The organism is Leptospira barantonii (assembly GCF_002811925.1).
Classification (GTDB): domain Bacteria; phylum Spirochaetota; class Leptospiria; order Leptospirales; family Leptospiraceae; genus Leptospira; species Leptospira barantonii.
Map to the genome: position 1 here is coordinate 162,560 of NZ_NPDS01000008.1, position 14,867 is coordinate 177,426.

General features: G+C 45.2%; 11 protein-coding genes and 1 tRNA gene. 5 read left to right on the top strand and 7 right to left on the bottom strand.

Translation table 11 applies throughout. The features are described 5' to 3' along the window. Positions 1 to 42: 42 nt before the first annotated feature. The 4 genes from CH367_RS17300 to CH367_RS17315 all read right to left on the bottom strand — a co-directional run bounded on the left by CH367_RS17300 (position 43) and on the right by CH367_RS17315 (position 4,696). On the bottom strand, positions 43 to 3,285 hold the full coding sequence (locus CH367_RS17300) for an efflux RND transporter permease subunit (protein WP_100763741.1): 3,243 nt from the start codon (positions 3,283 to 3,285) through the stop codon (positions 43 to 45). A gap of 13 nt (positions 3,286 to 3,298) precedes the next feature. Further along, positions 3,299 to 3,835: a peptide deformylase gene (def, locus tag CH367_RS17305; RefSeq protein ID WP_100763742.1), complete on the bottom strand. Its 537-nt coding sequence runs from the start codon at positions 3,833 to 3,835 to the stop codon at positions 3,299 to 3,301. 2 nt (positions 3,836 to 3,837) lie between these two features. Further along, on the bottom strand, positions 3,838 to 4,545 hold the full coding sequence (locus CH367_RS17310) for a hypothetical protein (RefSeq protein WP_100763743.1): 708 nt from the start codon (positions 4,543 to 4,545) through the stop codon (positions 3,838 to 3,840). 78 nt (positions 4,546 to 4,623) lie between these two features. Then, a tRNA-Ala gene (locus CH367_RS17315) sits at positions 4,624 to 4,696 on the bottom strand. A 62-nt stretch (positions 4,697 to 4,758) separates the two neighbouring features. Between CH367_RS17315 and CH367_RS17320 the strand changes: the two genes are divergently transcribed. The 5 genes from CH367_RS17320 to CH367_RS17340 all read left to right on the top strand — a co-directional run bounded on the left by CH367_RS17320 (position 4,759) and on the right by CH367_RS17340 (position 12,702). Beyond that, positions 4,759 to 5,067, top strand: a complete 309-nt coding sequence (locus tag CH367_RS17320; RefSeq protein WP_100763744.1) for a hypothetical protein — start codon at positions 4,759 to 4,761, stop codon at positions 5,065 to 5,067. 9 nt (positions 5,068 to 5,076) lie between these two features. Beyond that, a complete protein-coding gene (locus CH367_RS17325; protein WP_100763745.1) occupies positions 5,077 to 7,893 on the top strand; it encodes a SpoIIE family protein phosphatase in 2,817 nt (938 codons plus the stop codon). Continuing rightward, positions 7,877 to 8,206 (top strand): STAS domain-containing protein, encoded by a 330-nt coding sequence (locus tag CH367_RS17330; RefSeq protein WP_100763746.1) that lies wholly within the window; start codon positions 7,877 to 7,879, stop codon positions 8,204 to 8,206. Before CH367_RS17325 ends, CH367_RS17330 begins: the two co-directional genes overlap by 17 nt. Positions 8,207 to 8,296: 90 nt before the next feature. Then, entirely contained in the window at positions 8,297 to 9,949 is a 1,653-nt protein-coding gene (locus tag CH367_RS17335) for an acyl-CoA carboxylase subunit beta (RefSeq protein WP_100763747.1), read from the top strand. Between the two features lie 5 nt (positions 9,950 to 9,954). Continuing rightward, positions 9,955 to 12,702 carry an ATP-binding protein gene (locus CH367_RS17340; protein ID WP_100763748.1) on the top strand — a complete coding sequence of 916 codons (2,748 nt, stop codon included), beginning with the start codon at positions 9,955 to 9,957 and terminating at the stop codon, positions 12,700 to 12,702. A gap of 99 nt (positions 12,703 to 12,801) precedes the next feature. Here CH367_RS17340 and CH367_RS17345 read toward each other — a convergent pair whose 3' ends face one another. The 3 genes from CH367_RS17345 to CH367_RS17355 are packed head-to-tail and all read right to left on the bottom strand — an operon-like array spanning position 12,802 to position 14,860. Continuing rightward, entirely contained in the window at positions 12,802 to 13,845 is a 1,044-nt protein-coding gene (locus CH367_RS17345) for a protein-glutamate methylesterase/protein-glutamine glutaminase (RefSeq protein ID WP_100763749.1), read from the bottom strand. Then, on the bottom strand, positions 13,842 to 14,345 hold the full coding sequence (locus tag CH367_RS17350) for a chemotaxis protein CheD (protein ID WP_100763750.1): 504 nt from the start codon (positions 14,343 to 14,345) through the stop codon (positions 13,842 to 13,844). Before CH367_RS17350 ends, CH367_RS17345 begins: the two co-directional genes overlap by 4 nt. After that, positions 14,342 to 14,860, bottom strand: a complete 519-nt coding sequence (locus CH367_RS17355; RefSeq protein WP_100763751.1) for a chemotaxis protein CheW — start codon at positions 14,858 to 14,860, stop codon at positions 14,342 to 14,344. Before CH367_RS17355 ends, CH367_RS17350 begins: the two co-directional genes overlap by 4 nt. Between the last annotated feature and the right edge of the window lie 7 nt (positions 14,861 to 14,867).

The window sequence follows — 14,867 nt, forward strand, 5'->3', positions numbered from 1 at the left end:
TATTTGGTATTCAAATCTCTTTTCTACAAGGAAGTAGGGTAGTTATTTAGTTCGACTCCACAACAAACGCTGGAATCTTGCTTGCGTGTTATGCACCGTCTTGTATAGAACCGGAACGGCGACTAACGTAAGAAAAGAGGAGAACGCGAGTCCCCAACCGAATGCAAGAGCCATCGGTACAAGGAACGGATCCCTTCCTCCGATTCCATACGCGGTCGGTAATAAACCGAGAACCGTGGTTACTGTGGTAAGAACAACCGGTCTGAGTCGCAACAAACCCGTTTCGATAAGAATCGAATCGATGTCTTCGTTCGGTTTTTCCATCTTCAACTGATTCGCGAAATCGACAAGTACGATGGAATCGTTTACCACAACCCCGGCAAGACCTACAATTCCTAAAAAGGCGAGAAAGCCGAAGTATTCTCCGTGAAGAACGAACGCTAAGATCACGCCGATCAAGGAGAATGGAATCGAACTGACTACGATCACCGGTTGGATCAACGATCTGAAAAGAGACGCGAGAATCATAAATATAATGATAAACGCGACTAAGAAGGCCCTTCCCAAACTTGCGAGAGATTCTTCCGTATCCTTGTTTTCTCCGCCGAAACGCATTCTGTAACCCGGATACTTTTCGATGATTCCTTTGGAAAGTTTTGCGATTTCCGCGTTAGCCCTTCTTGTGTCCGTTTTGGTTTCGTCCAAGTTGGCGGTTACGGTCAAAAGACGTTTTCCATCCAGGTGATTGATGTTCGCAAAACCCGGTTCACGCACATACGTAATCAACTTTGATACGGGAATGAGTTTTCCAACTTGGTTGCTCACGAAGATATTGTTCAAGGAACCTATGGACTTTCTGACTTCTTCAGGAAATCTAACTTTGACCTCGACTTCTTCATCGGCCCGTTTGATCTTCGTCGCCACGGTTCCTTGAAACGCGGTGTTGATCGCTTGTGCGACCTTAAAGACGGAAACGCCCGCGGTCGATGCAAGAGACTCGCTGACCTTAATCTTCACCTCGTCCTTACCTTCGTTAAAATCGTCTCCGATGTCCGTAACTCCGGGAACTTTGGCCATGACGGCTTTGTATTCTTCTCCGATTCGGATCAGACTGTCGTAGTCATCTCCTCGGATTTCGATCGCGACCGGCTTTCCAACGGGAGGACCACCCGAGATTTTTTCAAAATCCAAAGCCAGTAGTTGTCCTTTAAAGCGCGAAAATTCTGCGGGAAAGGAATTCAAATTGAAAGGTTTGTATTCTTCCTTTTTCTTCTCCGCTTCTTTTTTGCGGGTTTCTTCCACGATCTTTACCGATTTTTCGTTCAAGAGCCAGATCGTTTTTTCTCTTACTTCGGAGATGATACCGTCCGTCGCTCTCTTTCTGTTTTCTTCGGGAGTCAGATATACGAGAATCTGTCCGTAGTGTTTTCCACGTTTGGTAAAAGGATCGTTCGGATCTTTTTGAATGATACCGACTCGGGTAACGTAGTTCTCGACTTCGTCCTTGGAAATTTTAGCAAGTTCGGTTTCCAATACGTGCGTAAATCTTTCCATTTCCTGCAAGGACATACCGGTTTGTCCCGTGAGTTTGATTTGAAACACATCCACGGATCCCGGAAAAAGTTTAAACTTTCCGGCAACCGCAAAAAGCGCAAAACTTCCGATCAACATCGCGAACAAATAGATAAAAATCTGAAGTCTATGTCTTAACGCGAATTTCAAAAGAGGGAGGTAGTAGTTCACCTTGAGTTTATAAAACCAACCGCTCTCTTGTTTGATTTCCCCCGAATGAAACTTGTGTTTATTGATATCGTATAAGTGGGAAGGTAGGATGAAAAACGCCTCCGAAAGAGAAGCAAGAAGCGCGATGATGACGACTAACGGAATGCTGTAGATGAACTTTCCGAAAATTCCGGTCATAAAAAGCATAGGTGCGAACGCCGCGACTGTCGTGGTCACGGTGGCGGTTACCGGATCGATCACTTCCACGGTTCCCTTTAAGGCCGCTTCGTAAACGGGCATTCCTTCTTCCATGTAACGATACACGTTCTCGCAGATGATGATCGCGTCGTCGACCAGGATCCCCACGACGATGATCAAACCGAACATGGAGATCAGGTTTAAGGTCAATCCCATGTAGTTCATAATGACGAATGTCGCACCGAAGGAAACCGGAATCCCGAGCGCGGTCATCAAAGCGACTCTCCAACCTAAGAATAGAAAGAGAGAAGCGGTAACAAGAATCAAACCGCCGACCGCATTCGATAAAAGAACCCCGAGTCTTCTTCGGATATATTTGGAAAGATCGTTTACAAACGCGTATTCAAACTCGTTCTGAGAATTCTTTTTGAATTCTTCGATAACCTTCTTTGCTTCGTCGACAACAAGAATCGCGTCCGCTTTTTCTCTTTTGATTACGGTTAACGCGATCGTCTTTCTTCCGTTGACCTTATCGAGATATTCCGCTTCCTTCAAACCTTCGGTGACATGGGCGACGTTGTCGATTCGAATCGAATTCCCGATTTCGTTGGAACGGATATGAACGCCCGAAATTTCTTTCGGAGAATCGAATTCTCCGATCGTTCTTAGGATGACTTCTTTTTGATTTCCGGCGATATTCCCGCCCGGAAAGTTAATATTACGGTTTTTTAATGCAAAAATTACGTCCTGGCTCGTAAGATAATGGGAGAACATCGCGGCGGGGTTGATATCCACCTGCATCTCCGTTTCTCTCCAGCCTCGTTTGGAAATTCTCGCCACGCCCGGAATGTCTTCCAAGGCCTGTTCCACGATTTTTGCCTGAGCCTTGAGACGTTTCTCGGCCTCTACGCTCGAGTCGTCCGATTTCAAACTGATATCGATTTCGATTACGGGTTGTCTGGAAGTGGTGATTTCCGTAACTAAAGGATCTTCCGCTTCTTCGGGAAGGTCTTCCACTCTGTCGATCGCGGATTTGATATCGTCCACAACCTTCTGCGTATCCTTGGAATCCGGGTCCAAGGTGATCACGATTCCCGCTCGGTTTTCAATCGAAGCGGATCGAAACTCCTTGATCCCGTCCACTTCTTTGATCGCCTCTTCGAGAGGTTTCGTGACTAACTTTTCGATTTCCGCCGGGGAAGCTCCGGGGAAAACCGTCACGACGCTTACGATATCGAAGTTGATGTTGGGGAAGGCTTCGCGGTTCATTCTGACTGCGGTAAAAACGCCGATCAGAATGATTAAAAAGGTAAGAAGGTTTACAAAGATACTTTTAGAAAGGAAATACTCAACCAGTGATTTCATATATTTAATTTTTTTAATCTAGAATATTGTTACCGGAATCCAAAGTTTCGTTAAAGCCGAATAACTTCGTGTCCTTCAGACGATCCACATAAAGAACGCCCAAAAGATGATCGCATTCGTGTTGATAGACGACGGCCTTATAACCGTCGATCGTTTCGTCGAAACGGTTTCCCTTTTCGTCCATCCACTGCAATCGGATCTTATTCGGTCTTTCCACATAACCCCGCATTCCAGGTACGGAAAGACAACCTTCCCAAAAACCGGAAGTGTCGTTTGTGAGCGGAGTGATGATCGGATTGAGAATGACTCTTTCCGGAACGTCCGGCGTTCCCGGATAACGTTCGTTGTCTTCGGAGCCCACGACTACGATCTGTTTAAGAATTCCGATCTGAGGAGCCGCAAGTCCCACACCTTCCGCATGACGCATCGTATCGAACATATCACGGAGTAACTTTTTGAATTCCTTGGTTTGAATCTCGTCTTCCGTGACGGGTTCTGAAACTTGACGGAGAAGCGGGTCTCCCATTCTTAAAATTTTTCTTACTGACATACTTAAAAACCAGGTTCTATCTTAAATTTTGACTTTTTTTGGACAGAAGAAATCGGAACCTCAGCAAGAATTTTCGTGACTAAATTCCGAATTAAGGGCTGAACCGATTTGGAATCGGTTGCCTCGATTCTAAAAACCGGAAAACGTTCGATCGTTCCGCCGAAGTTTTGAATCTGTTTCGTGATCTTACCCGAACTTTTCGTAAAAATAAGAGCGGGCAAAAGATCCGAATCCGTTAAACCGAATTGGAAACTTCTTTCCAGAGATTCGTAAAAAGAATGAAGTTCTCCCGAAAGTAAAAACCAAGGATTCCAGGGAAATCTTTCCAAGATCCAATCCACGTTTTTCGGAAGCCAGGGGAAATTCTCATCGGATCTGGAAAGAGGGGGATTCAATACACAAGCCGATTCGATCCACTGAGGATGTTTTTTTAAAAGTTCAAAAACGATTCCGGCAAACAATCCTTCTCCGACGATTCTTACCTTTCTTTTTAAGGTGAGAATTTCTCGACTCAGCGTTTCTACCCACTCCTCAAACTTGGGAAAGTCGATTTGCAACGAGTTCGTGGGAAGTGCGAAAATCCGAACGTCATAAGAGGAAACAAACGGCTCCGCGTATAATGTTCTACCCGGAAATTCAAAATCGGGGAGAAGAATCAAAGGGCTTGTATTTTCGGTTTCAAACCGAGTGATTTGGATTGGATTAGGCATGGTCGATCCGAAACGAGACAGTAAAAGAGTTTGACAGAGTGCCGAAAGTTTAAAAACTCAAGTGGCGGAAGTCGTGACTGGAGACGAGGGGAATCGAACCCCCGACCTTTTGAATGCCATTCAAACGCTCTCCCAACTGAGCTACGTCCCCGCTGAGAAATCAGGTTTTAACCGATTTCTTTGAAGTCAATACAAATAAAGGAGTGGTTACGGATGAGTGAGTCGATCGAGGATTTACAAAAAAAACTAAAGATCCAAAACGATATTATCAAAGGATACGAAAAGGTTTTAAGACTCAACGAGCAAGAATTGGAAAACGCGGATGAAATTATCCGTATGTACGAAGGTATCATTCAATATTCCGGTAGCGAATTGAAGGATGCAAAAGAAGCTTTCGACGCCACTAACGTGGTTACGAATCTTTCCCGAGACGAATTGATGGGAGCCTTGACTCGTATTAAAGAATTAGAAAATGCGAATAAGAAACTTCGGGAAGAATCCTTAAAGTTTCAGGCCGGCTGAACCTCTGCTTTGATCTCTAGCAAAAAACAGGATTCTCTCCTCAGACAGAGTTCTGATGGAAACCTCTACCTGGAAGACAATCCGGGTCTGACGATTGTTTTCGAATCCCTCCTCACGGAAATCATACAACTCACTACCGCCCAATTCGGTATATTCAGTTTTCGTTTAGAAGACGGAAGTCTCAAATCTATCTACGGAAACCCGCCGAAAAACGCGATCGAAGAAGCAAGACTCGTTTCCGAATATTGTTTTAAAACCGGTCAGGACATTAATATCAAAAAAGGGAGTAGTCCGAGTAAACTCATTCCTCCTTTGGAACAAAACTCCGTCTGTTGTGTGTTACACGTCGGCGAACTCGGCGCTTCCTCTTCGGAAAATCAAAAGAAAATTTTCGGAACGATTTTTCTCGGAAGACCGAACGGAAGCGGTGGGGAATTCAGAGAATCCGATTTCGAACATCTCCGAGCCACAACTCGGATCATCTCCGATCTTTTGGAAGAATCCTTCGTTTCCGGAGAATCTTCCCTTGTAGTTCTTTCTTTGATGACCACTTCAAGGGTCGCGCTCGAGTCCGTGCAGATTCGCAAACAAACGGATCGTTTCGACTTTTTGTTAACGGAAATCATTCGTGTTTCGGGTTTGATCAACAAATCCTTGGATCTTTCTCAACTTTTGGAAGCGATCATGCTTTCTTCCAAATCGGTTTTTCGTACGGAAGCCTGTAGCGTTCTACTTTTGGACGATACGAAAGAATATCTGTATTTTCATACGGTACTCGGCGAAAAGAAAGACGAGGTTACAAAGGTTCGAGTTCCCGTGGGCAAGGGTGTTGCGGGAATGGTGGTTCAAGACAAACAACCGATGATCATCAACGATGCGATGAACGATCCGAGAGTTTATCGGGAAGTGGATAAGGCTTCTCATTTCGTTACGAGAAACATCATGGCCGCTCCGCTTTTGGTCGAAGGTCAGGTGATCGGAGTGATCGAAGCGATCAACACGATCGACCGCACTTTTTTTACGGAGAATGACCTCGAACTATTCTTAAGTTTTTCCGGAACGTCCGCATTAGCGATTCAGAAAACGGGGCTTTTACAAAACCTGGAAGCCGCGAACAAGGATCTTCGCAAAAAAGTTTCCGAACTGGAAAGTTTATTCGAACTTTCGCAAGTAGTTTCCTCCGCTAAAAATCAAGCCGATCTTATGAAACAATCGATTCCGGTGATTCACAGTGAGATGGATGCGAGTAAAACCGGAATTTTTCTCATCAATCGCAAGATGGGAATTCTTACTTCGATCTCTTACACATCCGAAAAGACCGTGGAAATTTTCAGAACCACGAATTATCAGGGAAGTTTTATTCATCGTTCCATCGAAGAGGAAAAAACCACGGTTAAGGAAGACATTCAAAATTTTGCATTCGATCACGATCTGGATCTGGAATATCTAAAAGGATCTTATATTGTTTTTCCTTTGACTCATCAGGGAAGAAGCGCCTTCGGAGCGATCACGGTTTCCGATCGAGTGGATAAACTTTCTTACAGTTATTCTCATCTTCGTCTTTTACAAACCTTTGCGTCGCTCATCGCGAGGGGTCACGAAACCCTCAAACTCCAAAACGAAATGATTTCGAGAAAGGCGATGCAACGTTCCTTGGAACGGGAAATCGAGATCACGAGAGAAATTCAAAAGAACATTCTCCCGGAACCGAAATCGTTCCGCTCGAACTTCGACTTAGGAGTTAAATCCGTTCCCGCAAAGGAAGTTTCGGGGGATTTTTACGATTACTATCAGTACCAAGACGGACAATATTCCTTTTTGGTTTCGGACGTTTCCGGTAAAAGTCTTCCCGCCGCGATCTTTATGGCGATGAGTTCCTCTATCATCCGTACTTTAGCGAGAAATCACGATCTCAATCCGGAAGACATCCTCAAACAAGGAAACGCGCTGATCTACGAGGATTCTCACAACGGAATGTTCGTAACCACGTTCTTCATACATTACAATCCCGCTATATTCACTTTGGATTATGCTTCCGCGGGTCACAACGATCAGGTTTTGATTCGTAAGGACGGAACCTGGGAACTCATCAAAGGTTCCGGTCCTCCGCTTGGTGTGATCACTTCGGCGAGTTACAAGGGTGGAAGTCTCATCGTGGAACCGGGAGATATGGTCATTCTTTATACGGACGGAGCGATCGAGGAGAAAAACGCGAAGGACGAGGAGTTCGGTTTAGAAAGAATGATACGCGAAGTGATCGCGAGAAAACATCTTCCTTCCACGCAGATCATCGAAGAACTTTTCGGACTGGTTCGGGAATTTTCGGGAGCGCCGGAACTATTCGACGACTTCACCGTGATGATCCTGAAATTCAACGATGACTATCAATTCTCCAGAGAATTCGACGCGAACACATCTTCAATTCCGTTGTTTAGAGAATTCGTTTATGAAACAATCAAGGTCAGAAATTTGGAAGAATCTCTGAGAGACGATATTCTTTTAGCCTGCGATGAAGCGGGTACGAATATCGTAATGCACGGTTATGAAAATACGGATTTGAAAAATCCAAAGTTCGAATGCAAAATACGCTTTACAGGGGATTGGATCACCATTGTATTAATTGATTCCGGGAAAGTCTTTCAGAGAAAGGAAGTTCGAGAGCCTTCGATCGAAGACAATCTAAGCGGCAGAAGAAAAGGTGGATTCGGAGTCTATCTGATCGAAAAGCTGATGGATTCGGTCGATTATTCCAGCGAAGGCGGTAAGAACGTTCTCGTTCTCAAGAAGAATTTTCAACACAAGGCTTCGAATGGAAATCACATCTGAAATAAAGAATCATTCAAAAATCGTCCACTTGATCGGAAACTTAGACGTTCATAATACGCACAGAATCGAATCCGTGTTTATGGATCAGATCAAGACCGGAAATTCTCCCGTGTTGGTTTTGGATCTTTCTTCCGTGGAATTCATCTCATCCGCAGGACTCAGAATCATCGTCGCCGCTCTTAGAATCTGCAAAGAAAGAGACGTGGAACTCAGACTGGCGGGTATCAAACCGGCAGTGAAAAAGGTTTTCGAAATCATCGATATGAATTCCATGTTTAGCATTTTTGAAACGTTGGAATCCGCTATAAAATAGTTTCTCCCGTCGATCGGGCTTGAATTTAACTTTCCCGAGAATCCTTTCTTTAAAAACTGGATTTATTTCATTCCATTTAAAGGTTCTCGCATGTCTGAAGCAAAATATTCACTGGAAAATCCATTCCAATCCACGTCCGAACCTGACGTTCCCAAAGCTCGTGGTCTTTATGAAGACGCCAACGAATTAGGAAAAGAACTCCTCAACAAACCTCTTGCAGGAGGAGGAGTCGACAGGATTCTCGTTCAACATTCGAAAGATCGAATGACCGTATGGGAAAGAATCAAAGTTCTCACCGAACAAGAGCCCAATATCCTTTATCAAAACTGGGGAAAGAGTCTCGACGGAGCTTCCTTAGTCACCGGAATTTTAAACATCAACGGTCGAGACGTCGCAATCTACGGTCACGACTTTACTTTGCGCGCCGGTTCCATGGATGCGACCAACGGAAGTAAACTCGCAAGACTGATCTACATGGCGGGAGAACACGGAATCCCATTGATCGGTATGAACGATTCCGCCGGAGCATACGTTCCTGCGGGAGTGGGCGGACTCGACGGTTATAGCGAGGCGTTTACCGCTCTTCGAAAAATCAGCGGTGTGGTTCCGAGCCTCATGCTTATGTTCGGATTCAACGCGGGTGGAGGAGCTTATCTTCCTCGTCAGGGATCGTTTATGATCCAGTGCGATAATACGTTCTTCGGTTTGACCGGACCGGGAGTCGTCAAATCGGTATTAGGCGAGGACATCTCCGCGGACGATTTGGGCGGACCGAAGGTTCACGGACAAAGCGGCGTTGTCGATATCGTTACCGGAGACGAACTCGGATCTCTGAGAACCGCTCTGAGACTTCTTTCGTATCTTCCCGATAACAATCATTCCTTTGCTCCGTTTCATGCGACCTCGGATCCGACGGATCGATTCATCTACGAAGAAGAAATTCTTTTTAAGAAAACCTTCAATTCTCCCACGGGAATGAACACTCCATTCGACATCACTCTGTATCTGCAAAACATCTGCGATCACGGTCAGTATTTCGAAATCCAAGGACAACGTTCCAGAAACTTAGTAACCGCTTTCGGAAGAATCGGCGGTCACGTAGTCGCGTTCGTCGCAAACAACTCCGCGGTTTCCTCCGGACAGATCGACATCAGCGCGGCGAGAAAGGGAACCAGATTTATTCGTTTCTGTAACCTTTACAATATCCCGATCGTTTTCTTGGAAGATACCACCGGATTTTTACCCGGTAAAGAACAGGAACAAAACGGAATCGTTCTCGAAGGTAGAAAACTTTTGGATTCTATCATCGACATCCGCACACCTCGCCTAACGTTGATTATTCGAAACGCGTTCGGCGGCGCTTACGCTTGTTTCAACTCCTATCACGTGGGAGCGGACATGGTGTTCGCGCTTCCTACGGCAAGAATCGCGGTGATGGGACCAGCCGGAAAAGACTACGTCTATAAGGACGAGGTTTCCGCGATCCAAAGAGAATATCAGGATAACGTAAAGAAGGGAATGTCCGAAAAGGAAGCGATCGTCATTCGCGATAAAAAACTCCAAGTGCTTTCCACACAGTACGAAAAGGAACTGATGAACCCGAAAGAGGCTCTTTCCTTGGGTTCCGTTTCCAGAATCGTTCTTCCGGGAACCACCAGAAGTATTCTTTTCCAAAACCTGGATTATTTAATCCGACATTACAAACCGGCTCCGTTGTCCGGACCTCAAAGGGAGTTTGAGTAATCGACATGATCGACTTTCAAAACAATCGCATTCAGTTTCATCAATCCAACTCCGCTTGGATTCGTTCTTTTTCGTTGGAATCGATCAAATGTCTGATCGTTTGTCGTGGTCCGGTTCGTAAGGAAGCGATGGAAATTTTCGATTCCATCGGAATCAGAGAATACGGAATTCTTCTTTCCGAAAAAGACTCGGTCGTTTATCCGATGGCTCTTGCGCCGGAACTCAGAGGTTTTCGTTTTCCCCACAACATCCACAGAGTTCCCGATTATATGGGAGCCGGTAAGGAAGAAAAGGTAGAGAGAATCGAACAGATCATCTCCATCGCAAAGGACAACAAATACACTCATATCTTCGCCGGTTACGGCTTTATGGCGGAAGACGCCGAGTTTATCGAAGCGATCGAAAAAAGCGGCGTCGTTTTTATGGGTCCCGCTTCTTACGTTGCGAACCAAGCGGGTTCTAAGGATGCTGCGAAAAAAATCGCAAGACAACTGGACGTTTCCGTGACTCCGGGTGTGGATAATATTTCCTCTCTCGCACTTCTCGCCAAAGCTCCCGACGCAAAGGCTCTGGAAAAATTAGCAAAGGAAAAAGGAATCGATTTCACTTTCGATTCTTCCGCATCGCTCGAAATCAACGCGGAGAAGTTATTAGAATTAGGATATTCTAAAATTATAGAACTCGTATCCATCGCGGATCTTCAAGTGGAAGCCGAAAAGGAAACGAAAAAGATTTGGGAAAAATATTCAAAAAATCGAATTCGTTTTAAATACATCGGCGGAGGCGGCGGTAAGGGACAAAGGGTCGTTTCCAAAATCGAAGAAGTCAAAGGCGCGGTTCAGGAAATTCTTTCCGAATCCAAGGTTACCGCACCGGGAACGAACAAAAACTTCCTCATCGAATTGAACATCGAAAACACAAGACACAACGAGATCCAGCTCATCGGTAACGGAGAATGGTGTCTCGCACTGGGTGGAAGAGATTGTTCGGTTCAGATGCACGAACAAAAACTTCTCGAACTTTCCTTAACCCAGGAACTTCTCGAAAAAGAAATCGCTACGTGCGCGGCAACACATCCTAAAAAAGCGGAAGTTCTCAAAGGAGATCTTAAAGTTCTTCGCGAAATGGAAGAACAATCCGAACGTTTCGGAGCCGCGGTAAAACTCAACAGCGTTTCGACGTTCGAGTCCATCGTGGAAGGAACCAATCACTTCTTTATGGAAGTGAACACGAGAATTCAGGTGGAACATAGAGTGACCGAGATGGTTTATTCTTTGAAGTTCAAGAATCCTGAAAATCAAAACGAATTTTTCGTAGTAGACAGTTTGATCGAAGCGATGGCTCTTCTTTCCCTTCACGGAAAAAGACTTCAAAAACCGGAAAGAATTCTTCGTTATCCTTCCGGATCGGAAGTGCGTATCAACGCGACCAACAAAGCGATTCAACCGCACGCGGGCGGCGTGATTATGAACTGGTCCAAACCTCTTCCGGATGAAATCCGAGACGATCAAGGGATCAGTATTCGCAACCCGGATATGGGTCTATTCGTACATTATAAAGTAGCCGGAGCGTATGATTCGAACATCGCGCTTCTCATTTCTCACGGAGAAAACCGTACGGACAACCTGGTTCGTTTGGGAAATATTCTGAGAAAAACCGAACTCAGAGGATACGATCTTCAAACGAACCTTTTGGTTCATTACGGTTTGATCAACTGGATTCTCGGTAAGGACGCTATGTTCAAACCTTCCACCGCGTTTATGATTTCTTATCTCGCCGGAGTGGGAGCTCTCGAAAAGATCACGAAAGACGTGGACTTGGAAATCGCTTGGAAGAAATTTATTTCAGAGTCTCCGTCTGCGGACGCTAAGAAGATTCTCGGTAGAAAACTGACATTGATCACAAGACCGATCGGAGAAATTCTCAAGGACGCGCATTTAGTGGCCGGTTTTATCGGTTATCATTTGAACCGTTCCTGGAAAATTTCCGGTTCCAAGATTGAATGGCTTAGAAATCCAATCTTCGTTCTTTCCGATTTGTATCACTATCTGAACATGGAAGCGGACGCGAATCTTCCTCCATCGGAACAGATCTGGGATCACGATAACGAAATTCTTCAGAAAGCTCTTTCCTTTTATCAGGAACTTTCCAAAAGAAGCGGAATCGCGGCGGATTCGATCGAACTCGTAAACGCTTTAAACTCCGGCAAATCGATCGGCGGTGTGGACTCGGCGCATTCGGCTTCCGTAGTTCAATCGCATAACGGCTTTCAGGTGGGACTCGAGTTGTTGAAACTCCTTCCTTCAGCCGGTTTGAATTCCGGTTTTTACAACCTGAGCGTGGATGAAAAACTCGAAGCGATCATTCCGGAAGAATTCAAAAAGGCTGATACAAGAGACGCGTTTATCAAGTTCTTGGCTCCACCTCCGAAGGCAAGCTCGGACGAAATCGTGGCTCCTATGGGCGGAATGTTTTATTCCAAAGAAGCTCCGGATCTTCCTCCTATGGTCAACGTAGGAGATCATTTTAAAGCGGGACAACCTTTGTTCATCGTGGAAGTTATGAAAATGTTCAACAAGATCTCGGCTCCTTTCAGCGGAACCGTAAAAGAGATTTTATTAAACGACAGCGACGGAAAGATCATTTCGAAAGGACAAACGATTTTCAAAATCGTTCCGGACGAGGTGATTCATATCGAAACGGAAGCGGAAATTGCGGACAGAAAAAAGAAAACCACACTCAGCCTGGTTTAAAAATTCTTTTTTAGCGTTTTCACCTAACGAAAAACGACGGCGGGTCCATGAATATGGGTTCGCCGTTTTTTTATCCTTACCCCGAATCCGTTTGAGCCTTTAAAAATTCTGAACCTCTTTTACGATCTTGGGTAAAGGGAGAATGGTGTCCACGGCTCCTTTCAAGATCGCTTCCTTTGGCATTCCGAAAACAACACAAGTAGTTTCGTCTTGAGCGATCGTAGACGCTCCGGTTTGTTTCATTCTCAACAGACCGTTTGAACCGTCGTTTCCCATTCCGGTCATGATGATTCCCTTCGCATTTTTACCCGCAACCTTCGCGACCGAATTAAAAAGAATATCCACGGAAGGTCTGTGACGGTTGACCAAAGGACCATCCAAAACGCGAATGTGAAATTGAGCGCCGCTTAGATAAATCTCCATGTGTTTGTTTCCGGGGGCGATGTATGCGGAACCCAATTGGATTCTATCTCCGTCCTTCGCTTCCTTTACTTGAATCTCGCAGATTTGATCGAGTCGATTTGCGAATGCTTCGGTGAATTTTTCGGGCATGTGTTGTACGATTACAATGCCGGGACAATGAACGTTTAATTGTGTGAGAATGAATTCTAAGGCCTGAGTTCCTCCGGTGGAAGTTCCGATCGCAATGAGTTTATCCGTCGTGCTGATCTTGGAAAAGTCGGCTTTGGTTTGTTTGTGATTCTCGAAAAAACCCGAATCGCCGTTGTGCGAAGAATGAAACTTGAGTCGAGCCTTGGAAGCCGCCTTGATCGAATCCGTAAAAAGGATTTCTGATTCCTCCAAAAAATTTTTTAAACCGACTTTGGGTTTTTCGATGATGTCGATCGCTCCGAGTTTCATGGCGAGCACCGCCGTTTCGGATTCTTTTTCGGCTAACGAAGAACAGATGATCACGGGCGTCGGTTTTTCAGACATGATTTTTTTTAGGAAAGAAATTCCGTCCATACGTGGCATTTCCACATCGAGGATAAAAACGTCCGGCCAAACCGAGGAAAGTTTTTCCGATGCGAAGATCGGATCGGACGCAAATCCTACAATTTCGATTTCGGGATCCTTACTCAGAATTTGGGTAAGAACCTGACGAACTACAGCCGAATCATCCACGATAAAAACGCGAATCATGCGTTTTCCGGCCTCTCAACATAAATTTCTCCATCCCAAAGAGAAAAGAAAACCCTTCGATGCGAAAATCCTCCGAGATCTTCAGAAGTAACTGCGAGACGATTTTTATCGAGGAGTTCGCGGATCGAATGAATGTTTTTCATTCCTATATCCCGTTCCGATTTGATTTCGAAAAGTTTTTCCTCTTCCGTTGAAAACATGGAAGCCCCTCCGAAAAGTTTGATCTGATAGTGGCCGCTTCGTCCTCCGGTCTGTCCTATCTTTTCAAAAAAAAGAAGAAGCGCGTCGTCAGCGTATTTTGCATCCAAGCTCGGACGAACGTCTCCGTTCGGTCGAGAAGGTAGCATAACGTGTGCCATTCCTCCGTATAACCGAGAAGGGTTCCAGAAACAAATCGAAACGCAGGAACCGAGAAGGGTTCTGATTCTTAGGTTTCTTCTACCCCAACAAAAACCGCCCGGCTGTAGAAAAAGATCCCGGATCGTATCCGGTTCCGTCATGCGTTCTCCACAAGAGCCTCAACCGGAGGACTTTCTTCAAGCGAACTCAGTTCTTCCAAGTTGAGAATTTTTTCCGTGTTCAAGATGATGATGAAACCGTTCTCCTGTCTCGCCATCCCCAGTATAAAATCCACACGAATCTTCGAACCGAAGGTGGGGGCGGGTTCGATATCGTTGCCCGGAATCGAAACGACCTCGTTTACGGATTCGACTAGGATTCCGAGATCGGTCTTTTCCTTATGATCCTCGTTTCTCTGAGAATGGAGTTCGACGATGATTACGCAGGTTTTTCGATCGGGTTCTATCTTACTTTTAAAGAATTTATGTTTTAGATCCACGACCGGAACTACGTTTCCTCTCAGATTGATCACACCGGGAATGAACTCGGGCATCAATGGAACGTTCGTCAAACCGGAGTATTCGATTATCTCTTTGATATTTAATATTCCAATTCCATAACATTCATCTCCGAGATAAAACGTAAGAAACTGGTTTTCCTCCAATGCGTTGTTCATCGGTTTC